The following is a 22,495-nucleotide window of genomic DNA, read 5'->3' on the forward strand; positions in this document are numbered from 1 at the left end:
CAGCCGCCACCGGCCGCAGCCGGCAGACGGCGGGAATCACCCCCGCGGGGGCCTGGGGGGCGGCAGCCCCCAGTAGGGCGGGGACAGCACCCCAGCCGTCACGCGCCGGAGGCCAGAGCGTCCCTCCTCGGCTGGATCCCGGAGGGCACGGCACGCGCGCGTGCCGGTGTTCCCGTCCAGCACGTCCCCCGGCGGGACAGGAGGCGGTGGAGCCAGAGTTCGAGGGAGATGAGGTCGGCGAGGCCGTCGAGGGGGAGGGGGTCGCCGGCGGCGGCGTCGCGCAGGGCCTTGCGGATGACGCGGGCCTCCACCAGGCCGGCGTCGGCCAGCAGGGGCGTGGAGAAGAGGTCTTGGAGCGGGTCGGCCGCCACGCGCAGGCCCGCGCGTGCGGCCGCCGCCGAGGAGGCGTGGGAGGGGGCGCCCCAGCCGGGCGGGAGGTCGGTGACACCGGCGCCCTCCAGGACCGTACGGAGGATGGAGGAGCGGGCACCTGGTTGGACGCGGAGCGCTTCCGGGAGGGCGCGGCAGGCGCGTACGACCTGGTTGTCGAGGAACGGCGCGTGCAGGCGCTGGGAGCGGACCTCGGCGGCCTGTTCCAGGACGCGCAGGTCGGCGGCGTGGCGGGCGAGGGCGGCACGCGCGCGGTACTCGCCGGGACGCTGGGCGCCGGTTGCCGAGCGGCCCGCCTCCGCCTGCAGCAGAACCGATACTTCGGCCAGCGCCTCCCCCGTCAGCCAGCGGGCCGCCGGTCCGGGTCTGGCCCAGGTCAGCGCGGCGAGGGACGCGCCGACCGCTCCCCCCGGCTCGTCGAAGTGGCGCCGCATCAGCCGCTCGGCCAGCACCTCCAGGCCGGTCCGGTAGGGCGTACGGGCGAGCCGGCGGGCGGCGCCGTACACGCGCGCGGGGACCATCACCGAGCCGTCGGCCTTGGCGAGCGCGGCGACCGGGCGCACCAGATGGCGCCGTTTGCGGTCCATCAGGAGGTCGGCGAGACGGGCGGGGTGGGCGTCCAGGACCTGGCGGGCGCCGTGGCCGGTGAAGTGGTCGGCGCTGCCGGCGGCGAGCCGGGCGCGGTGCCGGGCGGCGGTGACCAGCGAGGGTCCGGGTTCGTCGGTCAGGGGGCCGTCGAGTTCGGCGTACGGCAGGGTCTCCTCGGCGCCGGTGACGACGACGTGGTGCAGGCGCGGGTTGGCGGCGAGGGCGCCGGCGCGTTCCAGTTCGGCCTCGCGGCCGCCGACGGCCAGGTCGTTGAAGGTGACGGCGAGGAGCCGTTCGCCCGCGCCCGTGCCGTGGCCGAGGAGCGTGCCGGGTCTGCCGGGCAGCCCGGCGGCCAACAGCGCGAGGGTGCCGGAGGCGGGGCCGCCGGAGAGGTCGGCGCCGATGCCGGGCAGGGGCATCCCGCGCCGGGCCCGCCGCTCGGCCGGGCCCATGCCCGGCACCGGACCGGGGTCGAGGTCGGGCACGTGCCGGGGCGCCGAGAGCCGGGTGCGGACCGCCTCCACCAGCGCGTCCCGTACGGCGTCCACAGCGCGGTCGGGGTCGGCCGGGGGCGCGGCCACGGCGAGGGAGGCGACCGGCTCGTACCCGGCGATCTCCCGCGCCCCGGCGCGCAGCACGAGCGCGTGTCCCGGCGGAACCCGCCGTACGCCCTCGTACGGGGTGGTGTCGCGCAGCGCGGCCGGCACGTCCGGGGCGGCGAGCAGGGCGGCCAGGTGGCCGAAGTCGAGGTTGGCCTCGATGAGGTCGGCGAGGGGCAGCGCTGCGGTGGCGTAGGCGGTGCCGCCGGCCCAGGGGGTGTGGAACACCGGGCGGGCGCCCGCGAGATCGCCGCAGACGGTGATGCGGCGGCCGACCTTGGCGACGGCCGTGTAGCTGCCCGGCCAGGTCGTCAGATGGCGCAGTGCGCCCCCACGCGCGGTGAACAGGCCGCGCCGCAGCTCCTCGTCGGAGGCGCCGCAGATGCCGAGGACGGCGATGCGGTTGTCCCCGTCGGCCTTCACCACGCGCACCTCGTCCGTGCGCCAGTCGCCGACGGCCCAGAGCGGATCCGGGTCGCCCCACAGGAGTTGGGAGCCGACCGGGTGCAGGGTCTCGCCCTCGTAGCCGGTGGCACCCGCGGAGCCGATCCCGGCGACGCCCGCGGCGGTGCTGCTCCAACCCACCAACCACCGCATCGACGCCTCCACAGGCTGTGGACAACCGTGCACCACACGAACCGGATCCCCATGCTGCCACGAGAGACGCGTTGTGGAGGGGCGGCGGCACCGGCTTCGATCGAGGGAAATGCCCGGCGGGCATGCGGGCGGTGCGACTCGAATGCGCCCCCCGTACGCTCCCCCAAGACGCCCTTCACGCCTTCAAGTTGCATGGTCGGAGCGCATGTCAACCGCAGTGGACGGGAGTGATTTTCAGCCAAATATGTTGAGCGGAACGGAATTTGAGCACGCTCCGTACAGGCCTGCGGAGAGCGCGGCGGCGCGGACACGCGCACAGTCCGGGAGGCGGGCATCGCCTCCCGGACCGGTCCGCCACCCGCGGGGATGAAGGTGGCGGTGTCCCCCAGCCCACTGGATCCAGTACAGCGGGCCGACCCACGCAAGAGCCATGGAACCGCTCCCCCGATGGCCGGAGAAGAGCGCACGGACGGGCGCACGGCCACACGCGCGGGGGCACGCGGCGACAGGCCGTGCACGGTGCGTACAGGACCGCACTTCCGTACGGACCACAATCCCGCCATCCGGAACAATGCCCCTTAACGCTTGGGATGCGGCGAACTACGCTGGGTTTACGAATGCCGCATGGTTATGCCAGCGCGGCAGCCGTCTGTGTCGAGGGGTGGCGCATGTCCAGGGAGCAACGCGGGCCGAACGAAAAACTCGGCGCCGTTCTCGCCCTCGCGGGAATCAGCAACGCAGGACTCGCGCGACGCGTCAACGACCTTGGCGCCCAACGCGGGTTGACACTTCGCTACGACAAGACCTCCGTGGCGCGCTGGGTGTCGAAGGGGATGGTGCCGCAGGGCGCGGCGCCACACCTCATCGCGGCCGCCATCGGACAGAAGCTCGGCCGCCCGGTGCCGCTCCACGAGATCGGCCTGGCGGACGCGGACCCCGCGCCCGAAGTGGGCCTCGCCTTCCCCAGAGACGTCGGACAGGCGGTGAAGTCGGCGACGGAGCTGTACCGTCTCGACCTCGCCGGGCGCCGGGCCGGCTCCGGCGGCATCTGGCAGTCGCTCGCCGGATCGTTCGCGGTGAGCGCATACGCAACGCCTGCCTCGCGCTGGCTGATAACCCCCGCCGACAGCTCGGTCGCGCGGGAGGCGGGCTCCGCCGAGGGTTCCGGCGCACCGATCAAAGTCGGCCACAGCGATGTGCAGAAGCTGCGGGAGGCCGCCGAGGACGCCCGGCGGTGGGACTCCAAGTACGGGGGTGGGGACTGGCGTTCGTCGATGGTGCCGGAGTGTCTGCGGGTGGAGGCGGCACCGCTGCTGCTCGGCTCCTACTCCGACGAAGTGGGCCGCGCGCTCTTCGGGGCGTCCGCCGAACTCACCCGGCTCGCCGGGTGGATGGCCTTCGACACCGGTCAGCAGGAGGCGGCACAGCGGTACTACATCCAGGCGCTGCGCCTCGCGCGCGCGGCGGCGGACGTCCCGCTGGGGGGCTACGTCCTGGCCTCCATGTCCTTGCAGGCGACGTATCGCGGCTTCGGTGACGAGGGGGTCGATCTGGCGCAGGCCGCGCTGGAGCGCAACCGCGGGCTCGCGACCGCGCGCACGATGAGTTTCTTCCGGCTGGTGGAGGCCCGGGCACACGCGCGTGCGGGGGATGCGCAGGCGGCGGGTGCGGCGCTGAAGGCGGCCGAAGGATGGCTGGAGCGGTCCCGGGAGGGCGACAACGATCCTTCTTGGCTTGGTTTCTATGGATATGACCGTTTCGCTGCGGATGCGGCCGAGTGCTACCGGGATCTGAAGGCCCCGCGACAGGTGCGGAGGTTCACGGAACAGGCCTTGTCGAAGCCGACCGAGGAGTTCGTTCGCTCGCACGGCCTGCGACTGGTCGTGTCGGCCGTCGCCGAGCTGGAGTCCGGGAACCTCGACGCCGCCTGTGAGCAGGGGGTGCGGGCCGTGGAGGTGGCCGGTCGGATCTCGTCGGCGCGCACGACCGAGTACGTGAAGGACCTTCTGCACCGGCTGGAGCCGTACGGGGACGAGCCGAGGGTGGTGGAGCTGCGGGAGCGGGCCCGGCCGCTGCTGATGGCTCCGGCCTGAGAAGGGTCACACTCGCGTTTGAAGGCGTTGTCAGTGGCGCAGTGCACTATCGAGGTGGGAGGTGGTGCAGGTGCCGGTCGGGGCGTACGACTGTGATGTGCTCGTGGTCGGTGGGGGGATCGTCGGGCTGTCCACGGCGTATGCGATCACCCGGGCCGCGCCGGGCACGGCGGTCACCGTGCTGGAGAAGGAGCCGGGGCCGGCCCGGCACCAGACGGGGCGCAACAGTGGGGTCATCCACAGCGGGATCTACTACCGTCCGGGCTCCCTCAAGGCGCGGTACGCGGTGCGGGGCGCCGCCGAGATGGTGAAGTTCTGCGCCGAGTACGGCATCGCGCACGCCGTCACCGGCAAGCTGATCGTCGCCACGGACCGCGAGGAACTGCCCCGGCTGCACGCGCTCGTGCAGCGCGGCCGGGAGAACGGCATTCCGGTGCGGGAACTGGGCCCCGCGCAGATCGGTGAGTACGAGCCCGAGGTCCGGGGGCTGGCGGCGATACACGTCGGTACGACGGGGGTGTGCGACTTCGTCGGCGTCGCCCGGCACCTGGCGCAGGCCTCTGGGGCGGAGATCCGTTACGGCGCCCGGGTCGTACGTATCGACCGTCGGCCGGAGCGCGGCGTGGCCGTACTCACCTCGGGCGGCGACGTCGTACGCGCGCGCGTGCTGGTGAACTGCGCCGGGCTGTACTGCGACGAGATCGCGCGGCTGACCGGGGACGAGCCCGAGGTGCGGATCGTGCCGTTCCGCGGGGAGTACTACGAGCTGGCGCGGCCGGAGCTGGTGCGCGGGCTGGTGTATCCCGTGCCGGACCCGGCCTTCCCGTTCCTCGGGGTCCATCTGACCCGGGGCATCGACGGAGGCGTACACATCGGACCCAACGCGGTGCCGGCCCTGGCCCGGGAAGGGTACGGCTGGGGGGTCGTACGCCCCCGGGAGCTGGCCGGGACCGTGGCGTGGCCGGGGTCGTGGGCGATCGCCCGGCGGCACTGGAGATACGGCGCGGGAGAGCTGCACCGCTCGCTGTCGAAGGGGGCGTTCCTGGAGGCGGTGCGCAGGTTGTTGCCCGGAGCGGAGGCGGACGATCTGGTGCGGGCCCCTGCCGGGGTGCGGGCGCAGGCGGTGTTGCGGGACGGGACGCTGGTGGACGACTTCTTGATCAAGGAGGGGGCTCGTGCCGTGCATGTGCTGAACGCGCCCTCGCCTGCGGCCACCGCTTCCTTGCCGATCGGGCGGGAGACAGGGCGCCGGGTGCTGGACATGCTCGGTTCGCTGTAGTGGCCGTACCAGGGGGCTCGCCCCCGGACCCCTGGTCGCCCCTCTGCCCACCCGCCTCGGTCGGCTGGGAAGGCGCCGTCCCGGGCACCGGTTCGTTCGTCCGTGCCACGCCGTAAAATCTGTCCTACTGTGTCTGACTTCCTCAACGCCCCCGAAGCCCCCTCGCCGACCTCCCACCGCCCCGGCGTGTCCATCCGGCATGCCCGGGCCAAGGGGGAGCCGCGGTTTCCGGACGGGCCCAAGGCCGATCCGGCCGGGTCGCACTTCGAGCGGCGGATCCGGAGTTTTCAGCCGCGGCGCAGCCGGGTGACCGCCGGGCAGGCGGACGCGCTGCAGCGGCTGTGGCCCAACTGGGGGCTGGACATCGACGGACAGAAGGTCATCGACCTCGGCGAGCTGTTCGGGAACGACAGGCCCGTCGTCCTGGAGATCGGCTTCGGGATGGGCGAGGCCACCGCGCAGATGGCAGCCGCCGACCCGGACACCAACATCCTCGCCGTCGACGTGCACACCCCGGGCCAGGGCAATCTGCTGGGTCTCGCCGACCGCAACGGGCTGTCCAACGTCCGGGTGGGCAACGGGGACGCGATCATCCTGCTCCGGGAGATGCTCACCCCCGACTCGCTCGACGGGCTGCGGGTGTACTTCCCGGACCCCTGGCCCAAGAAGCGGCATCACAAGCGGCGGCTCATCCAGGCCGAGTTCCTGACGCTCGCCGCGACCCGGCTGAGGCCCGGCGCCATCGTGCACTGCGCGACCGACTGGGAGCCGTACGCCGAGCAGATGCTCGAGGTGCTCAGCGCGCATCCCGGCTTCGAGAACACGCAGGCGGACGGCGGTTTCGCCACGCGCCCCGAGTTCCGGCCGCTGACCCGTTTCGAGGGGCAGGGACTGGAGAAGGGACATGTGGTGAAAGATCTGCTCTTCCGGCGCGTACCGCACCAGGACCGCCGTCCGTCCGGACATCAGGACCGATAAAACGCTCCAGCCCCTCGTCCCGTCACCGTTAGGGTCGATGCCGTGGCCACCAGTCCTCCGTTTCCGACGTATCCCCCGGGCCCCCACGGCCCCGTGCTCCGCCATCCGCACTGGTGGCAGCGCAGGTGGGTGCGGTACGGAGCACTGATCACCCTGCTCGCGCTGTCCGGTCTCGTCATCCTCGCGCTGGTGCGCAGACAGACCGGTACCGAGGGGTTTCTCGTCGGGCTCGGCCTCGCCGTGCTGCCCGTGCCCTGGCTGATAGCCGCCTTCCGCTGGCTGGACCGGGTCGAGCCGGGCCCCTGGCGGAACCTGGTCTTCGCCTTCGCCTGGGGAGCGTGCGCGGCGGCGCTGATAGCCATCGTCGCCAACAGCTTCGCGACGAAGTGGATAGCCACGGCCACCGCCGATCCGGCCGGTGCGAACACCCTCGGCGCCACGGTGATAGCGCCGATCGTGGAGGAGTCCGCCAAGGCCGCCGCCGTCCTGCTCGTCTTCCTCTTCCGCAGACGTGACTTCACCGGGATCGTCGACGGGGTGGTGATAGCGGGCATCACCGCCACCGGCTTCGCGTTCACCGAGAACATCCTCTACCTCGGTACGGCCTTCGGGGCCGACCAGCTCAGCGGCGGCCGCGGCATCGCCTCGGTCACCGCCGCCACCTTCTTCGTGCGCATCGTGATGTCCCCGTTCGCGCACCCCCTGTTCACCACCCTCACCGGCCTCGGCTTCGGCATCGCCGCGCTCTCCGCCCCGCGGCAGCGGGTCCGGCGGATGCTGCTGCCGGTCTGCGGCCTGCTGCTCGCGATGAGCATGCACGCCTTCTGGAACGGCTCCTCCACCTTCGGCGAGTTCGGGTTCTTCGCCGTCTACGGCGGATTCATGGTCCCCGTGTTCGGGCTGCTGACCTGGCTCTCGATCTGGACGCGGCAGCGGGAGCTGCGCACCGTGCGGGAGGAGCTGCCGACGTATGTGCTGGCCGGGTGGCTGGGGCCGGCCGAGCCGTTCGCGCTCGGGTCGATGCGGGCGCGGCGGACGGCTCGTGACTACGCTCGGCACCACGGCGGCCGGCCGGCGGCGCGGACGGTGGCGCAGTACGAGGCGTACGCCACCTCGCTCGCCTTTCTGCGGCACCGCGGGCGCACGGGGAAGGCCGGGGCCGACTTCGTCGTACGGGAGCGGGAGCTGCTGGACGAGCTGTGGAAGCGGAGGGATGTGGCTCGGCCGGCGTTGGAGTATGCGGCGCGAGTGGCTCCGCCGGTTCGGCCGATGTACGCGGCGCCTGTGCCGGCGCCTGCGGCGCATTGGCCGGGTTACGGCTACCCGGGGCCGGGTTACGGCTATCCGGCGGCGCCCTACTCCGCTTACAACCCGTATCGGTCCTAGCCGGGTGGGTGACGGAGGGTTCGGCACCGCCGGATTGCCCCGTTGTGGCTGAGAGCCGTTGCGGCGGAAAGAAAGTGGCCGCAGGCGGCGGAAGCGGCGGAAGCGGCGGAAGCGGCGGAAGCGGCTGACAGAAGGTAGCCCGCAGCCGGCGCAGGAATCAGGCCGACGCCTCCGTCAGGCTCGCCGCCTCCTCATCCGTCAGGTTCAGGTCCACCACACCCAGCAGTGCGGGGAGCTGCTCCACCGTGCGGGCCGAGGCGATCGGGGCCGTGATCGTCGGCTGGGCGGCGAGCCAGGCGAGGGCGACCGTGGCGACGGGGGCGTCGTGGGCGGCGGCGATCTCGTCCAGGGCGGCGAGGACCTTCTGGCCGCGCTCGGAGTCCGCGTACTCCTGGGCCCGGCCCGCGCGGGCGCTGTCGACCTGGGTGCCGGGGCGGTACTTGCCGGTCAGGAAGCCCGCGGCGAGGGAGAAGTAGGGCACCGAGGACAGGCCCTCCTTGGCGGCCAGGTTCTGCAGCGGGCCCTCGTAGGTGTCGCGGGAGACCAGGTTGTAGTGGGGCTGGAGGGCGACATAGCGGGCCAGGCCCTCACGGTCGGAGAAGTCGAGCGAGGCCTTCAGGCGCTCGGGGCTGATGTTGGAGGCGGCGATGTGACGGACCTTGCCCGCCTTCACCAGCTCGTCCAGCGCGCCGATGATCTCCTCGACCGGGACCTCGGGCTTGTCGAAGTGGGTGTAGTAGAGGTCGATGTAGTCGGTGTCCAGACGGCGCAGGGAGGCGTCCGCGGCGGCCTTGATGTTGGCGGCGGACAGTCCCTGGAACTCGGGGTGCTGGCTGACCTTGGTGGCGATGACGACACGGTCACGGTTGCCGCGGGACTTGACCCACTTGCCGATGACCGTCTCGGACTCGCCGCCCTTGTGGCCCTCGATCCAGGCCGAGTAGGAGTCCGCGGTGTCGATGAAGTTGCCACCGGCGGCCGTATAGGCGTCCAGGACGGCGAAGGAGGTCTCCTCGTCGGCGGTCCAGCCGAAGACGTTGCCGCCGAGGCAGAGCGGGAAGACCTCGAGGTCGGAGGAACCGAGTGTGCGCAGAGAAGTCATGCTCTACATCAACACCGGCGGCGGATGATCGCATTCCGCCGCCGGTGCGAAGTCCCTCGTACGGACGGCTGTCAGGGGTTGAGGCCCTTGTCGCGCAGCCACGGCGCCGGGTCGACGGCGGTGGCCTGGCCGTTCGGGTGGACCTCCAGGTGGAGGTGGGGGCCGGTGACGTTGCCGGTGGCGCCGACGCGGCCGATGACCTGGCCGGTGGAGACCTTCTGGCCGACGGAGACGTTGATCGATGACTGGTGGCAGAACCACAGCTCGGTGCCGTCGTCCAGGGTGATGACGGTGCGGTAGCCGTAGGCGCCCGCCCAGCCGGCCTGGGTCACCGTGCCGCTGTGGACGGCCTTGATGAGAGTGCCGGTGGGGGCGGCGAAGTCGAGGCCGGTGTGGTAGCCGGAGGACCACATCGCGCCGGGCTGCCCGAAGGTGCCGGTGATCGTGTACGAGACGACGGGCAGCTGGTACTGCTTGGCCAGTTCGGCCAGCCGCTTGGCCTCGGCGGCCTTCTCGGCGTCGGCCTCCGCCTTTTCCTTGGCGGCGGCGGCCTTGGCGGCGGCCTCCTTCTCCGCCTTGGCGGCCGCGGCGGCGGCCTGCTGGTCGGCCGCGGCGATCGCGGCGGCGGTGGCCTTGTTGTCGGCCTGGCCCTTCTGCTGCTCGGCCTGGGCCATGATCCGGTTGCGCAGGGCCTCGCCGGCGTTGCCGCTGTCGGCGCTGTCGGTGGTCACGCCCACGTGGCTGAGTCCGGTGGTGGTGGCCTGCGGCGTGTCGGAGGAGCCGCCGTCGAAGATGTGCTCGACGGAGTCCAGGTCCGGCATGGATATGGAGACCGGCGGCTTGCCGGTGTTGGCGCTGGCCATGCCGCCCGCGCCGACCGCGGCCATCACGCCGACGCCGAGGACGGTGGAGCTGCGTGCGAAGCCGCCGCGCTGCTTGGCGACGCGGTGCCGGCCACGGACCGGGGCGACGGAGTCCTCGGTGGGGTCCCACTCCTCCCAGGGCCCCTCCTCGGCGCGGTAGGCGCCGTAGCCGAAGGTCTCCGGCTGGGCTTGCGCGGGCACGAACGGGGCTTCTGGGGCGGGCCGGTTGGACGCCACTCGGGCGCACTCCTTTCCTTCCTCCGCCTACCGGGTTAGCTGACGGGTTCGGAGCAGGAAGGTCTCCTACGCGCGTATACCGGCTGGCATCCGCGCGATTCACCCCAATGTGGTGGTTCCCCGGTTCCCTTGCGGGATTCGGCGCGTGCACACGGAGCCGCCTCTTGTGACGGCTGGGACAACCGCGCTGCGTTATCGAACGTTAATAGACCTGGCAGCCACTTTCCAAGCCGTTCGGCTTGATCATTAACGCTTTCGACGGCGGACTTACCGGTCAGGAGCACTGCAAACCGGGCGAGTTGGCCATCGCTCAGGAGCGTCCGCGTTTTTGATGGTGACTCAGATGTTATGCGGAGGGCGGTCGTCCGGTCACCGTCGGTGAAGGCGATCACGGGCGTGGTGCGGCGTGGGCGACCGGTGTGCGCCGATCGGATGAGTGCGTGGTGTACAGTAGAGACACAACGACGCGGGGTGGAGCAGCTCGGTAGCTCGCTGGGCTCATAACCCAGAGGTCGCAGGTTCAAATCCTGTCCCCGCTACTGAAGGCTCAGGGCCCGGAATCTCTTGGATTCCGGGCCCTGAGCCTTTGATCGGGCGCCTCAGCCCAGCAGATGCCCGTTCGGCGCCTTGGCGGGTCCCTCCAACTCGGGCAGGACGACCACCTCGGCACCCGCCTTGACCAGAATCCCCGTACCGTCGGCCGCCGCCACGAACGTGTCCGGCTCGCGCCAAGCAGTGACCACCCGCCGTACCCCCGCCCGAAGAATGAGCTCGGCACAGGGCGCGGGCCGCGAGGCCCGCCGGGCGCAGGGCTCCAGGCTGCTGTACACCGTGGCGGCAGCCAGTCGCGGATCCGCCGGGTCGATCTTCGCGAGCGCGGCCTCCTCCGCATGCACCACGGGATCGTCACCCTCCCGGGAGTGCCCGCGGGCCAGCTCCGTACCGTCGGCGGCCACCACCACCGCGCCGACGCTGAACGCCGTCTCCGAGGGCGGACACAGCGCGGCGAGTTCACATGCGGTGCGCAGCCAGTGACGGTCGGCGGCGGTGGCGACGGGACCGCTGCCGGGCGCGGTGGGCTCGTAGCGCATGAGAACCACGTCCTCGATACGGCGGGTCTCGGTCAGGCGCAGCCGACCGGCCTGGTAGTTGCCGGGGCCGAACAGACGGGGCGCGGCCGGGTCGCCGACGAAGAGCGGCGCGAGGACCAGCTGGAGCTCGTCGGCGAGGCCCAGCTGCAGCAGCTGGGTGTGGACCGTGCCGCCGCCCTCGACCATCAGCCGTCCGACTCCGCGCACGTCGTGCAGGTGGGTCAGCAGGGCCCGCCAGTCGAGGCCGGGGCCGAGCGGGACGATGTCGGCGGCGTTGCCGACGCGGCGGGCGGCCTGCTCGGCGCCCTGGTCGGTCGTGTAGACGAGCTTGGCGCCGCCGGTGTGCCAGAAGTTTGCGTCGGGGTCGAGGTCGCCGGTGGCGGTGACGGTCACCTTCAGCGGGTACTCCGGCCGGCCCGCCCGGACCCGGGCCGCGCGGCGCTCGGCGGAGTTGACCAGCAGCCGCGGGTTGTCGGCGCGGATCGTGCCGGCGCCGATCAGGATGGCGTCGACGGAGGCCCGTACCGCGTCGACTCGGTCGAAGTCGGCCGGGCTGGACAGCAGGAGCCGGTCGGGGCCGGTGTCGTCCAGACAGCCGTCGAGGGAGACGGCGGCGGAGAGCAGCACGTACGGGTACGACATCGGCGCGGTCTCCCTGCGAGGCGAGGCTTGGTTCAAGTTTGAAACAAACTTACACTGGCGGCATGACGACCCGCTGGCTCAGCCCCGAGGAGCAGCGCGCCTGGCGCGCGTATCTCGCCGCGACGCACCTCCTGGAGGACGCGATCGACCGACAGCTCCAGCAGGACGCCGGCATGCCGCACCTGTTCTACTCCGTGCTGGCCAACCTGTCCGACGCGCCCGACCGGCGGCTGCGGATGACCGACCTCGCCGAGACGCTGAAGATCACGCGCAGCAGGCTGACGTACGCGGTGACCCGGCTCGAGCGGGACGGGCTGGTGCGCCGGGAGGACTGCCGCTGGGACAAGCGCAGCAGCATCGCCGTACTGACGGACGAGGGGATGGCCGTGCTGGAGCGTACGGCACCGGGGCATGTCGAGACCGTGCGCGCCACCCTCTTCGACCGGCTCACGCCGGAGCAGGTGGGGCAGCTGGAGGAGATCTGCACGGGGATCGCACGGGGGCTACAGGGCGAGGGCGCCGAGTCCGGGGCGGAGGACGTGCCCTGGAGGCGCCGTTCCTCGTGTTCCTCCTCCGACAATTGATTGCTTTAACTTTGAAGCATGGGGTAGGGTCCCCCGTGACCCGCTGCTTCAAATCTGAAGCAACAGCCTCCGGAGGGACCCGCATGCCCGACACCCCCGCCGCCACGCCGCGCGCCCGCGTCCGGGTACCGCTGCGCTTCCAGGACGGCTACAGCGTCGACGCCGAACTCGTCACCTTCCACGGCCTGGCCGACGGCCAGGAGCACGTCGCCGTCGTCCTCGGAGACCTCGCCCCCGGCACCGTCCCGCTGGTGCGCCTGCACTCCGAGTGCCTGACCGGCGACGTCTTCGGCTCGGCCCGCTGCGACTGCGGACCCCAGCTGCGCGAGGCGGTCGAGCGCATCGCCGACCGTGGCGGCGTCCTGCTCTACCTCCGCCAGGAGGGCCGCGGCATCGGCCTCTACAACAAGCTCGACGCGTACGCCCTCCAGGACCAGGGCCTCGACACCTACGAGGCGAACGCCGCGCTCGGCCTGCCGGAGGACGCCCGCGACTACACGGCCGCCGCGCAGATGCTCGCCGCCCTCGGCATCGACGAGCTGGACCTGCTCTCCAACAACCCCGACAAGGCCGAGCAGTTGTGCGCGCTGGGCGTCGTGGTCCGGGACCGGGTGCCGACCGGCGTCTTCACCACGGCCCACAACCTCCGCTATCTGCGTGCGAAGGTCTTCCAGACCCGCCACACCCTCCCGCTGGCCGAGCTGAACGTGGGCTGAGGTCGGAGGGCGGCCGGGGTGATCGGCAGATTCGTTCCATCGTCCCCCGCGCCTGGGCTCACCTGACCTGCGGGTTCCTCTCCGGCGCAGGCAACGAACCTGCCCATCACCGCACGTGCCGAATTACCGAGGCGGTTGCCGACGGCCCGGAAGGGCCGACGCCGGCAGGGCCGACGCCGGCAGGGCCGCCAGGGCCAGGAGGGTCGCCGCGACGGCGTACGCGGTGCGGAAACCGGACGGGTGCAGGCCCGCCGTGCCCAGCACCACCGACAGCACGGCCGTGCCGACGGACGCGCCCAGCTGGGAGTCGATGCTCAGCGCGGTGCTCGCCGCGGCGAGGCGGTCTGCGGGCAGGTTCCGGCTCGCGGTGGTCATCGTCGGCATCAGGACCATGCCGGCGCCGACGCCCATCACCATGACCGACGCGACCATCCGCCAGGGCGCGACCCCGGGCACCCCCACCTGCCAGGCCGTCAGCGCCATCCCGAGGGCGGCCACCGCGATGCCGGCCGGGATCAGCCGACGCGGTGCCACCCGGTCGATCCGCCGCGCCGCGAACTGCATCGTCGTACCGACGACGAGACCGACCGGCGCGCCCAGCAGTCCGGCCGCCGTGGCGCTGAGGCCCCGTTCCTGCTGCCAGTACAGCGGGCCGAGCAGCATCGAGCCGAAGTAACCGCAGGTGAACAGGGCGAGCGTGCCGACGCCGGCGGCGAAGGTGCGGTCGCGCAGCAGCCGCAGGTCCAGCAGCGGCGCGGGCGTGGTGAGCGCCCGGCCAACGAAGGCCGCGGTGAGGGCCACGCCGGCGAGAGCCGGCACGAGGGCACCGGGCGTGGTGAAGTCGCCGCGCTCGCCGCCCCGGGCGAGGCCGTACAGCAGCAGGGCGAGGCCGGGGGACAGCATCAGCAGGCCGGGGAGGTCCAGCCGTGCGGCGGTCCTTCCGGCCCCGGCGGTCCTTCCGGCCCCGGGCGTCGACGGCGTCGCGGGCATCGGTGTGTCCGGCGGCAGGAGTCGTAGCGCGAGGAGCAGGGCGAGGACGCCGACGGGCAGGTTGACCAGGAAGATCCAGTGCCAGGAGGCGGCGTCGACGAGCCAGCCGCCGAGCACCGGACCGGCGACCGGCCCCACCAGGATGGGCAGCCCCGCCACGGCCATCGCACGGCCGAGCCGGGACCGGTCGGCGGCGCCCATCACCATGGCCATGCCGACCGGCTGCAGCAGCCCGCCGCCGAGCCCCTGCACCGCGCGGAAGGCGATGAGGCTGCCCGCGTCCCAGGCGCAGGCGGCGAGCAGCGAGCCGAGGGTGAAGAGGGTGAGCGCGGTCACGTAGGTGCGCTTGGGGCCGATCCGGGCCATGGCCCAGGCGGCGGTCGGGATGACGGCGGCCAGTGCGAGCGTGTACGCCGTGGTGGTCCACTGGACGGTCTCCAGCGAGGCACCGAAGGACTGCGAGAGCCGGCGCAGCGCGACGTTGACGATCGTCATGTCGAGCACCGCCATCACCATGCCGACGACGGTGACGGCCAGGGTGCGGTTCAGGGCGGTGTCCGGGTCCGGTGCCGGACGGGCCGGGGCGGCCGCGGCGCGTGAGTTCGTGCGCATCTCTCCCCCCACCCCGCCCTCAGCCGGCGTACGGGCGCTCGGCCCGCGCGGTCCGCAACGCCCGGCTCCACCAGGCGAGTTGGCCGAGCATGCCCTTGGCGGCGCCGACGCACACGGCGGCATCCCGGGGCGCGCCGTCCTCACCGAGGCCGGACCAGGGGCCGTGCAGGCTGACCGAGTCGCGCACGGTCGTCGCGTGCAGCTCGGCGAAGACCAGCCGGAGCTGCTCGACCGCGCGCAGGCCGCCGCCGAGGCCGCCGTACGACACGAAGCCGACCGGCTTGGCCTGCCACTGCTGGTGGTGCCAGTCGATGAAGTTCTTCAGGGACGCCGGGAAGCTGTGGTTGTACTCGGGCGTGACCACGACGAACGCGTCGGCGGCGGCAAGCCGCGGCGAGACGTCCCGCAGCGCGGCTGTGGCCGCGGGGCTCGGGGCGCCGCCCCAGGCGGGCAGCGCCAGCGGGAGGTCGAGCTCGGCGAGGTCGATGACGTCGAGGTCGAGGCCGGTGTCGTCGGCGGCGGTGCCGAGGAACCAGTCGGCGACCGCGCGGCCCTGCCGGCCCTCCCGGACACTGCCGACGACCACGGCAACGCGCAGCGGTGCCTCGTCCGTGGCGACGGGCGCGGCTTCGGCTTCCTCGCCCGCTTCGGCTTCCCTGCCGGCTTCGGCTTCCTTGCTGATGACGGACATGGGTGTCCCCCTTCGGTCGCACTCCTGGCTTTGCTCCGGGCGGGTCGGCCGCCGGTTGTACGCGGCCCCCGCTCAGCAAAGTACAACGAGCGTTGTAAAAAGTACAACGCTCGTTGTAGGTCGGGTAGAGTGGCCCGTCAGAGGAGGCAGGTGTGGGCGAAACGAACGAGGCCCGGGTGGCGCGGGCGCGACGCGAGGTCTCGCCGCGCAAGCTGGAGAAGCAGATGGCGATCGCTAGCGCGTCCTGCACGCTCTTCGGCCGCGAGGGCTATGCGCGCGCGTCGGTCGACGCGCTGGCCGCCGAGGCCGGCGTCTCCACGCGCACGCTGTACAACCACTTCCCCGGCGGCAAGGCACAGCTCTTCCAGACCGTGGTGACCTGGACGTCCAACGAGGTCCGCGACGCCCAACTGGCCCGTCTGCGCGTGGTGCTGGACCCTGGGCGACCACCGCGCGCCGAGGACCTGGAACGCGATCTGGTCGCCCTGGCCCGCGGGTTCGCCGACCTCATGACCGACTACCCGAACCACTTCGCCCTCGTCCGCCACATCCATGCCGAGGCCGACCATGTGCCGCCGGAGGTTCTGAAGGCCTGGCACGAGGCGGGCCCGGAGCCGGTCGGCCGAGCCGTCACCGAGGCGATGACCCACCTCGCGGACGCCGGCCTCCTCGACCCACACGGCGACCCGGCCATGACCGCCGCCCACTTCATGGCCCTGACGACCCACACCCTCGTCCAGTCCACCCACTACGGTGTCCTCCCCCTCCCGCCGACGGAGACGGACCGCTTGATCAGGGGCGGGGTGGCAGCGTTTCTGCGGGCCTATGGGGTGGGTGCGCGGCGGTGAGGGCGGCCGCGGTCTCGTCCCGCAGCCGCCGAACCGTCCGCCCCGGCAGCGTTCGATCCGCAGGCCCCCGGCACATCCGCGCATGCGTCACACGGGGATTGAAGTCCCGGCCCGAAAAGCAGCGACCGGGCGTGGAGCGTGTCACTCGCTCTGCCTGGGGTCACCCCACTCCTCTTCCTCCTCCATGTACCGGATGCCGTCATGGGACAGTGAGACGGTGGCGGGCGTCTTGTGCGACGTCCACTCGACGGTGATCAGGCCCTCGTCGGCCAGGTAGGCGCAGGCCGCGGACAGGTCGTCGTCGGGCAGCCGGAGCACCTCGCGCAGTGCCGCCCCGCTGACCTCAGGTCGGTTGCGCTCCATGGCTCCGTAGAGTTGCCGGAGGATGGCCTTGCGGTAGGTCTTGCGTTCACGGAGTGTCGTCATGGCTGGCGCTCTCAGGCTGGTCTCCGAGGCTGCTGATACCGACAGGCAGCCGGCCCTGCGGCCTCGCTCACAGGCTCCGCCGCCCGGGTGCCCCGCTGCGCAGCCCCTCATGCGGCTTCCCCTCGCTGTATGCGGGCGTCCCGGCGATTCCCGGCGACGCCGGTGCTCGCGGTGATGGGGAGTAGCGTGGTCAGAAGCGAGGCGCACCCCGTGTTCGCACCGGATCCCGGACAGGTGGTCCTCCATGACCGGCTCCGACATATCCCCTGGTTCCAGGCACCTGCCGAGTGGTGTACACCATGCCGTTCGGCCGGGGAGCGCACTCCTCCGGCTGGAGACGACGGCATCGCGCGAAGGCATCCTCGACGGGGCGTGGTGGCCGCGGTCGCGTGACATCGGTGCCGAGCTGCCCGCGCTGCTGAGCGCCCTCACCGAGCACCTGGGCCCCCTGACCCGCGTCGGGCTGGATGCCACGGCCTGGGAGGGGCTCCCAACACGGATCGTCGTCGGCGACCACGTAGTACACGTGGACTCCTTCGCTGTGGGTGACGACACGGTCCTGATCACCCGGGGCGACCGGGACCTCTTCTCGCTGCTGGTGGTCCCACCGGACACGCCGCCCGAGGCCGCCCGAGCGGCGATGGCCCAGGCCGTCCTGGCCGGCAACATCAGCGAGGCGGAGCAGATCCTCATCGACACGGGAAGCGGTGAGAGGCCGTCCGGCTGACCCCTGTCGTGGCCGGTGGTGCGGTCAGCCGCGCCACTCCACCAGGAGCAGCGTCGCGTCGTCCGTCGTGTATCCGCCGCGCGCACGCATGAGGGTGTGCGACAGGGAGCGAGCCACCGCCCGGACCCCGCGGCCGGTCCTCTCCAGCCGGTTCACCCAGTCGATCAGCTGGTCCTCCCCGAACTGCTCCTCACCCACAGCGTGTTCCTCGATCAGTCCGTCCGTGAAGCAGAGGACGCGGTCTCCGCGCTCCAGGTTCAGCTCGCCGACCTCTGGCTCAGCGCCGCCCAGACCGACCGGGAGGGTCGTGGGGGCGTCCAGCCGACACATGACGCGATGATCGCGCACGAGTACCGGTGGCGGGTGTCCCGCGTTGACCCAGTGCATCCGCCCCGTGGCCGTGTCCAGCCGCATCATCTGGGCGGTGACGAAGTGGTCCGGGCCGAACTGGTGTGCCACGGCGCCGTCCATGGCGGCGTAGATCTCCGACAGGCCGGTGCCGAGGCGGCGGGCGTGACGGTAGGCGCCGATGGCCACGGTGGCCATGGTGGCCGCGCCCAGGCCGTGCCCCATCGCGTCGATCATGGCCACGTGAAGGATGTCGCCGTTGAGCGCGTAGTCGAAGCTGTCGCCCGCCACGTCGTAGGCGGGCTCCAGGATCCCGGCCACGGCGACCCGCGGCATGATCATGGCCAGAGGCGGCAACAGGGACCACTGGATCTCGGCGGCGACGCTCATCGGCTCACCGCGGCGGGTGGAGAAGAACAGGTCGGAGTAGCCGTGCTTGGTCACCAGCAGGTCGGCCACCAGGCCGGAGAGCCTGGCCAGCAGCCGCCGGTCGTCGTCATCGATCCGGTCCAGCGTCACGGCCATGACGCCCACCTCGTCGCCGCCGTCCAGCAGCGGCAGGTGGACCCGTACGCCGTCGGCCTCGGGCACCTCGACGGGCTGGGCATCGAGAAAGCACCGGCCCGCGGCGGAAGCGTCGATGTCCTGCGGATCCCCGCCCGTGAGGCCCTCACCGCGCAGAGGTACGAGCAGCAACTGGCCGTAGTCCTGGAGCAGCACCTGCGGACATCGGCCCCCCAGCCGCTCCAGCACGTCGGCGACCAGCGGTCCGATGAGGTGGGGCGGGAGCTCGTGCGCCCGGTCGAGAAGCGCCCCCAGAAGCGCTTCCCCGAAGCTCTCGGAGCGGTCCGTGCCCGGTTCGGCCGTCATCCGCTCACCCACCGTGATCCACACGGACACCGGCGGCGGGGTCGACCGGCGAAAGGACCACCCGTCTCATCACTCCATCATGGGCCGTGCTGTTCCCCGGCGCCCTCCCGGCCGAAGCCGTCCTCGACATGTGCCAAGGTGCGCTGAGCCGACAGCGGGTTCCACGGATCGGCGGCGGCTGTCAGCAGGCGCTCGGCGGTTCCGGCCGGCTCGTCGGGCGGGACGACCAGCAACTCCCAGCGCCCCACGGTGCCGCAGTCCAGGGTGATGGCATGTTCCTCGGCGGTGACGTCGCTCAGGACGACCTCGATCACGTGCTCGGGCGCCGACACGGTCAGCGGCGCGTCAGGCCATGCCGCAGCGCCCACCGTGACGCGGGTGACCGTGCCACGGCCGGGGTCGAGCGAGCCCACGAGCGCGGGCAGCTCCAGTTCCAGTGCGTCGCAACGCGGCCACCACGCTCCGTCCAGCGGGCCGTGGCTGGCCTCCGGCGTGAGCCTCAGCCGTGCCAGCGGCATCCTGTACGTGTGCGCGCCACCCGGTGGCCGGTCTCCGGCAGGCGGTGTGAGGGAGTCCATCGCGCGATCCCGTCCCGGGCTGCCTCGGAGCTGCCCTCGTCCGTCACTCGCCGGGAACGGCGCTGTCGTGATCATGCGCCCGACATGCTCTCGGTGTCTCCCAGGCTACGCCCGGCCTGGACCGGCGGCCCGAGGCGCTGGCAGCGACAGTCCGCTTTCCCGGGACAGGGTCAACACGCAAGGAGCGCCCCGACCGGGCAGCCCGACCATCTCCCCGTGGTTCCGCCAGCCCCAGGAGTCGTAGGCGGCTTGTCCGGCCCTGTCGGCCGGATGGAGAAGGACGACTCCGAGCTCGGCATGCCCATCGGCCAGCAGACGCTGTTGCAGACAGCGGCCGATGTCGCAGTGCTGAGCGTGCTGGCGCGCCACGACCTGGGTGAGGAGCAGGAACCGGGCGCAGCCGGTGAGCCGCTGGATGCTCTCCTGCAACCCTCGCTCGGACCGGGCACCGGGGCTCACCGGAAATCCGAAGGCGCACCCCACCAGCACCGTCGTCTCGGCGGCCAGCAGCGCGAAGCCAGGCCGACGGGCGCTGACGGTAAGCCGCCGCAGGAAGTCGTCCCGCAGGAAGGGGCCGGCCACGGCCAGCTCGGCGATGTCCTCGCTCATCCCCTCCACCTGCCGGCGAGTCAGTCTGCGCAGGCGGATCCCGTCCTTGACGACCGGCGCACCGGCGCGGTCGCCGGGCGTCTGCGTCCCGCCGGCTGACGGGCCCGCCGCGGACGTGTCCAGCAGATCGCGGAGCAGGGACGCGGAGCCGGTGACGGCGAGGAGCCGGGTGATCTGCGCGCACGGATGGTGCAGGTGCAGGCAGGAGTGCACGCGGCCGGCATGCCGTGACGCCGTCAGGAAGACGTCCAGACCCTTGGCGTCACACGAGCCGACCGTGGTGAGATCGACGTCGATGGCGGTCATGCCGTCGCGCAGGCACTGCTCCAGCGCGGCCCGCAGCAGGGGCGCCGAGGCCGGCCAGATGTCGCCGACGAGCGTGACGAGGGCCCGCTCCCCCCGGTCACGCCGGTGGATGTCCAGGCGCCGCACGGCCATCACCCCGCCCTTCGGCAGGGAGACGCAACGACCAGGGAAGGGTGCGGAGTTGTTGTGATCGCGGCGGGCATGATGCCGACCCGTCTCCGCACCGCCGCTCGGACGGCCCGGGGTTCGTCTCTCGCCGAGGACGACCCGGCAGGACGGCCGGAGTGCGTGATGCCCTCGGTATCTCCACCGTACGCCGCCGGCCGACTCGACCCGCAGCACCGGACGGGCTCACCCGTAAGGCCCGTAAGGAGCGCACCGCCTGCCGAGGCTCATGGAGACATCCGGGGCAGACGGCCCACTCGTGGGGCACACTGCCGTACCTCACGCCCGCCGAGTATCCGCTGAGGGCGGCCTCACACAAAGCCACCGCAGGTGAACGCGCTCCCCGCTCACGCATCGCTCACGCAAGGGCCCGAAAACGAGTCAGCGTCCGAGCCAGCCGAAGCCGACCCGGACGCTGCACAGCAGGTCAGATGGGTTGCCCCCCTGCCTGCAACCTGTAGGCCCTGTGGGACTCGAACCCACAACCAATGGATTAAAAGTCCACTGCTCTGCCAATTGAGCTAAGGGCCCAGGCGATGTTGCCTGTCCGAGCATAGCCGGACGAGGCCGTGTCTCCGATCGGGTATCGGTGACGCGGCCGCGTCGGGAGGGGACCGAGGCTCCGGATGGTCACTTTTCTACCGGGTTCGGGGCGATGACGGTCCGCTGTGCGCTGAGGAACCAGTGGCGGGCCGAGGCCAGCCACCAGGTCGCGGCGAAGCCGAGGACGACCAGGACGGCGACGGGGGCGTAGTTGAAGGTCTTCCAGGTGACCGGGGAGACCTGCGGGAGCATGAAGAGGATCGTGATCGCCACGACCCAGGTCACGGAGACGATTCCGATCAGGACCGACCAGCGGCCCAGGTGCCAGGGCCCGCGTTCGAAGGCGGCGCCCCTGCGGACCCGCAGGAAGGTCGGGATGACGTACGCGATGTAGAGGCCGATGACGGCGATCGAGGTCACCGCCGCGTACGCCGTCGAGTTGATCAGGTAGGGCAGGCCGAGGGCGAGAGCGGCCAGCGCGGCCAGCCAGACCGCCGCCACGGGGGTGCGGGTGCGCGGGCTGACCGTGTGCCAGACGTGGGAGAAGGGCAGCGCGCCGTCACGTGAAAAGGCGTAGATCATGCGGCTGTTGGCGGTCACCGAGGCCATGCCGCAGAAGAGCTGGGCGCCGATCACCACCAGCAGCAACAGCTTTCCCGTCGTCGCTCCCAGCGCGTCCAGGAGGATCTGCGCCGGGGGCGCGCCCGTCGGGGACGTCAGTTCCTTGTCGTACGACTGGATCGCGAAGGTGAAGCCGAGCAGGAGCACGAAGCCGGCGATCCAGGACGTCCAGATCGAGCGGACGATGCCCTTCGGGCCCGCCGTGGACGCGTCGTGGGTCTCCTCGGTCATGTGGGCGGAGGCGTCGTAGCCGGTGAAGGTGTACTGGGCCATCAGAAGGCCGAGCAGGACGACGTACGTGCCGCTGCCCCAGCCCGTCTCGTTGACGAACTTCGTGAACACGAACGTCGCCGACTGGTGGTGGTCGGGGACGAAGGCGAGCGCGCCGACGATCACCGCCACGCCCAGCACGTGCCACCACACGCTCACGTCGTTCAGGAATGCGACGATCCGCACGCCGAAGGTGTTCAGCAGGCCGTGGAGGACGAGGATCGCCGCGAACAGCAGGACCGTGCGGCCCGGGGTCACCTCGAAGTCGAACTGGAGGTTCAGGTACGCACCGAGGAAGGAGGCCGCACCGAAGTCGATGCCGGCGGTCACCGCGACCTGGCCCAGCACGTTGAACCAGCCGGTGAACCAGGCCCAGGCCGCCGCCGAGCGCGCGGGTGCCAGGCGGTGCGCCCAGAAGTACAGGCCGGCCGAGGTGGGGTACGCCGAGCAGACCTCGGCCATCGACAGGCCGACGAACAGGGTCATCAGGCCGACCGACACCCAGCCCCAGGTGATCACCGCGGGGCCGCCGGTGGTCATGCCGAAGAGGTAGAGGGTCAGGCAGCCGGACAGGACCGAGATGATCGTGAAGGAGACGGCGTAGTTCGAGAACGCCGACATCCGGCGGGCGAGGACCTGGGTGTAACCGAGCTGGGCCAGTCGTTCCTCGTCCGACAGGCCGGACGGGCCGGACGTTTCCTGCTGCCCGCTCACTCTCGCGTCATCTGTCATGCCCCCAGCAATTC

The 22,495-nt window shown here is 71.8% G+C and carries 19 protein-coding genes, 2 tRNA genes and 1 riboswitch; of the genes, 9 read left to right on the forward strand and 12 right to left on the reverse strand.

Annotated elements, in window-relative coordinates:
• Positions 1-98: 98 nt before the first annotated feature.
• Positions 99-2,174 (reverse strand): asparagine synthase-related protein, encoded by a 2,076-nt coding sequence (locus tag AB0M27_RS35020; protein WP_365727927.1) that lies wholly within the window; start codon positions 2,172-2,174, stop codon positions 99-101.
• Positions 2,175-2,842: 668 nt separating this feature from the next.
• On the opposite strand from AB0M27_RS35020, the gene AB0M27_RS35025 reads away from it, so the two are divergent.
• From AB0M27_RS35025 to AB0M27_RS35040, 4 genes are all read left to right on the forward strand, one after another.
• Positions 2,843-4,267: an MFS transporter gene (locus tag AB0M27_RS35025; RefSeq protein WP_351208724.1), complete on the forward strand. Its 1,425-nt coding sequence runs from the start codon at positions 2,843-2,845 to the stop codon at positions 4,265-4,267.
• A gap of 61 nt (positions 4,268-4,328) precedes the next feature.
• Positions 4,329-5,546, forward strand: coding sequence for an L-2-hydroxyglutarate oxidase (gene lhgO / locus AB0M27_RS35030; protein WP_365727929.1), 1,218 nt, complete (start codon positions 4,329-4,331; stop codon positions 5,544-5,546).
• 129 nt (positions 5,547-5,675) lie between these two features.
• Entirely contained in the window at positions 5,676-6,524 is an 849-nt protein-coding gene (trmB, locus tag AB0M27_RS35035) for a tRNA (guanosine(46)-N7)-methyltransferase TrmB (protein ID WP_365727931.1), read from the forward strand.
• A gap of 42 nt (positions 6,525-6,566) precedes the next feature.
• The gene (locus tag AB0M27_RS35040; RefSeq protein WP_365727933.1) at positions 6,567-7,910 is read left to right on the forward strand and encodes a PrsW family intramembrane metalloprotease; all 1,344 of its coding nucleotides are present in this window, start codon (positions 6,567-6,569) and stop codon (positions 7,908-7,910) included.
• 157 nt (positions 7,911-8,067) lie between these two features.
• Here the strand turns inward: AB0M27_RS35040 and AB0M27_RS35045 are convergent, their stop codons facing one another.
• Both AB0M27_RS35045 and AB0M27_RS35050 read right to left on the reverse strand, forming a co-directional pair.
• Positions 8,068-9,012 carry an aldo/keto reductase gene (locus AB0M27_RS35045; protein WP_365727935.1) on the reverse strand — a complete coding sequence of 315 codons (945 nt, stop codon included), beginning with the start codon at positions 9,010-9,012 and terminating at the stop codon, positions 8,068-8,070.
• A gap of 71 nt (positions 9,013-9,083) precedes the next feature.
• Positions 9,084-10,112 (reverse strand): M23 family metallopeptidase, encoded by a 1,029-nt coding sequence (locus AB0M27_RS35050; protein ID WP_365727938.1) that lies wholly within the window; start codon positions 10,110-10,112, stop codon positions 9,084-9,086.
• A gap of 7 nt (positions 10,113-10,119) precedes the next feature.
• Positions 10,120-10,266: riboswitch (cyclic di-AMP (ydaO/yuaA leader) on the reverse strand.
• 311 nt (positions 10,267-10,577) lie between these two features.
• Here AB0M27_RS35050 and AB0M27_RS35055 point away from each other — a divergent pair.
• A tRNA-Met gene (locus AB0M27_RS35055) sits at positions 10,578-10,651 on the forward strand.
• 60 nt (positions 10,652-10,711) lie between these two features.
• Here the strand turns inward: AB0M27_RS35055 and AB0M27_RS35060 are convergent.
• A complete protein-coding gene (locus tag AB0M27_RS35060; RefSeq protein ID WP_365727940.1) occupies positions 10,712-11,845 on the reverse strand; it encodes a dihydrofolate reductase family protein in 1,134 nt (377 codons plus the stop codon).
• Between the two features lie 62 nt (positions 11,846-11,907).
• Here AB0M27_RS35060 and AB0M27_RS35065 point away from each other — a divergent pair, with 62 nt between their 5' ends.
• Complete coding sequence (locus AB0M27_RS35065) at positions 11,908-12,429, forward strand: MarR family transcriptional regulator (RefSeq protein WP_365727942.1); 522 nt, start codon at positions 11,908-11,910, stop codon at positions 12,427-12,429.
• Between the two features lie 83 nt (positions 12,430-12,512).
• Positions 12,513-13,145 (forward strand): GTP cyclohydrolase II, encoded by a 633-nt coding sequence (gene ribA, locus AB0M27_RS35070; RefSeq protein ID WP_365727944.1) that lies wholly within the window; start codon positions 12,513-12,515, stop codon positions 13,143-13,145.
• A 123-nt stretch (positions 13,146-13,268) separates the two neighbouring features.
• Here ribA and AB0M27_RS35075 read toward each other — a convergent pair whose 3' ends face one another.
• On the reverse strand, positions 13,269-14,747 hold the full coding sequence (locus AB0M27_RS35075; protein WP_365727946.1) for a DHA2 family efflux MFS transporter permease subunit: 1,479 nt from the start codon (positions 14,745-14,747) through the stop codon (positions 13,269-13,271).
• Between the two features lie 19 nt (positions 14,748-14,766).
• Positions 14,767-15,438 (reverse strand): NAD(P)H-dependent oxidoreductase, encoded by a 672-nt coding sequence (locus AB0M27_RS35080; protein ID WP_365727948.1) that lies wholly within the window; start codon positions 15,436-15,438, stop codon positions 14,767-14,769.
• Between the two features lie 152 nt (positions 15,439-15,590).
• On the opposite strand from AB0M27_RS35080, the gene AB0M27_RS35085 reads away from it, so the two are divergent.
• The gene (locus tag AB0M27_RS35085; protein WP_365727949.1) at positions 15,591-16,286 is read left to right on the forward strand and encodes a TetR/AcrR family transcriptional regulator; all 696 of its coding nucleotides are present in this window, start codon (positions 15,591-15,593) and stop codon (positions 16,284-16,286) included.
• A 141-nt stretch (positions 16,287-16,427) separates the two neighbouring features.
• Here AB0M27_RS35085 and AB0M27_RS35090 read toward each other — a convergent pair whose 3' ends face one another.
• Positions 16,428-16,712: a hypothetical protein gene (locus AB0M27_RS35090; protein ID WP_365727951.1), complete on the reverse strand. Its 285-nt coding sequence runs from the start codon at positions 16,710-16,712 to the stop codon at positions 16,428-16,430.
• A gap of 244 nt (positions 16,713-16,956) precedes the next feature.
• Here AB0M27_RS35090 and AB0M27_RS35095 point away from each other — a divergent pair, with 244 nt between their 5' ends.
• Complete coding sequence (locus AB0M27_RS35095; RefSeq protein ID WP_365727953.1) at positions 16,957-17,439, forward strand: DUF5994 family protein; 483 nt, start codon at positions 16,957-16,959, stop codon at positions 17,437-17,439.
• 24 nt (positions 17,440-17,463) lie between these two features.
• Here AB0M27_RS35095 and AB0M27_RS35100 read toward each other — a convergent pair whose 3' ends face one another.
• The 5 genes from AB0M27_RS35100 to AB0M27_RS35120 all read right to left on the reverse strand — a co-directional run bounded on the left by AB0M27_RS35100 (position 17,464) and on the right by AB0M27_RS35120 (position 22,481).
• A complete protein-coding gene (locus tag AB0M27_RS35100; RefSeq protein ID WP_365727977.1) occupies positions 17,464-18,657 on the reverse strand; it encodes a PP2C family protein-serine/threonine phosphatase in 1,194 nt (397 codons plus the stop codon).
• A gap of 77 nt (positions 18,658-18,734) precedes the next feature.
• Positions 18,735-19,175 (reverse strand): DUF5994 family protein, encoded by a 441-nt coding sequence (locus tag AB0M27_RS35105; RefSeq protein WP_365727955.1) that lies wholly within the window; start codon positions 19,173-19,175, stop codon positions 18,735-18,737.
• A gap of 165 nt (positions 19,176-19,340) precedes the next feature.
• Positions 19,341-20,282 carry an STAS domain-containing protein gene (locus AB0M27_RS35110; RefSeq protein ID WP_365727956.1) on the reverse strand — a complete coding sequence of 314 codons (942 nt, stop codon included), beginning with the start codon at positions 20,280-20,282 and terminating at the stop codon, positions 19,341-19,343.
• 491 nt (positions 20,283-20,773) lie between these two features.
• Positions 20,774-20,846: transfer RNA gene (locus tag AB0M27_RS35115), tRNA-Lys, on the reverse strand.
• Between the two features lie 99 nt (positions 20,847-20,945).
• Positions 20,946-22,481 (reverse strand): amino acid permease, encoded by a 1,536-nt coding sequence (locus AB0M27_RS35120; RefSeq protein ID WP_365727958.1) that lies wholly within the window; start codon positions 22,479-22,481, stop codon positions 20,946-20,948.
• Positions 22,482-22,495: the final 14 nt, after the last annotated feature.

The organism is Streptomyces sp. NPDC052107 (genome assembly GCF_040680215.1).
In the GTDB taxonomy this organism is placed as follows: Bacteria; Actinomycetota; Actinomycetes; order Streptomycetales; family Streptomycetaceae; genus Streptomyces.

Bases quoted from the DNA above. Each gene is read 5' to 3' on its own strand.
- AB0M27_RS35045 (WP_365727935.1), bottom strand. From the start codon at position 9,012: ATGACTTCTCTGCGCACACTCGGTTCCTCCGACCTCGAGGTCTTCCCG.
- AB0M27_RS35080 (WP_365727948.1), bottom strand. From the start codon at position 15,438: ATGTCCGTCATCAGCAAGGAAGCCGAAGCCGGCAGGGAAGCCGAAGCG.
- AB0M27_RS35065 (WP_365727942.1), top strand. From the start codon at position 11,908: ATGACGACCCGCTGGCTCAGCCCCGAGGAGCAGCGCGCCTGGCGCGCG.
- AB0M27_RS35020 (WP_365727927.1), bottom strand. From the start codon at position 2,174: ATGCGGTGGTTGGTGGGTTGGAGCAGCACCGCCGCGGGCGTCGCCGGG.
- AB0M27_RS35120 (WP_365727958.1), bottom strand. From the start codon at position 22,481: ATGACAGATGACGCGAGAGTGAGCGGGCAGCAGGAAACGTCCGGCCCG.
- AB0M27_RS35105 (WP_365727955.1), bottom strand. From the start codon at position 19,175: ATGCCGCTGGCACGGCTGAGGCTCACGCCGGAGGCCAGCCACGGCCCG.
- AB0M27_RS35110 (WP_365727956.1), bottom strand. From the start codon at position 20,282: ATGGCCGTGCGGCGCCTGGACATCCACCGGCGTGACCGGGGGGAGCGG.
- AB0M27_RS35025 (WP_351208724.1), top strand. From the start codon at position 2,843: ATGTCCAGGGAGCAACGCGGGCCGAACGAAAAACTCGGCGCCGTTCTC.
- AB0M27_RS35100 (WP_365727977.1), bottom strand. From the start codon at position 18,657: ATGACGGCCGAACCGGGCACGGACCGCTCCGAGAGCTTCGGGGAAGCG.
- AB0M27_RS35060 (WP_365727940.1), bottom strand. From the start codon at position 11,845: ATGTCGTACCCGTACGTGCTGCTCTCCGCCGCCGTCTCCCTCGACGGC.
- AB0M27_RS35090 (WP_365727951.1), bottom strand. From the start codon at position 16,712: ATGACGACACTCCGTGAACGCAAGACCTACCGCAAGGCCATCCTCCGG.
- AB0M27_RS35095 (WP_365727953.1), top strand. From the start codon at position 16,957: ATGACCGGCTCCGACATATCCCCTGGTTCCAGGCACCTGCCGAGTGGT.
- ribA (WP_365727944.1), top strand. From the start codon at position 12,513: ATGCCCGACACCCCCGCCGCCACGCCGCGCGCCCGCGTCCGGGTACCG.
- AB0M27_RS35075 (WP_365727946.1), bottom strand. From the start codon at position 14,747: ATGCGCACGAACTCACGCGCCGCGGCCGCCCCGGCCCGTCCGGCACCG.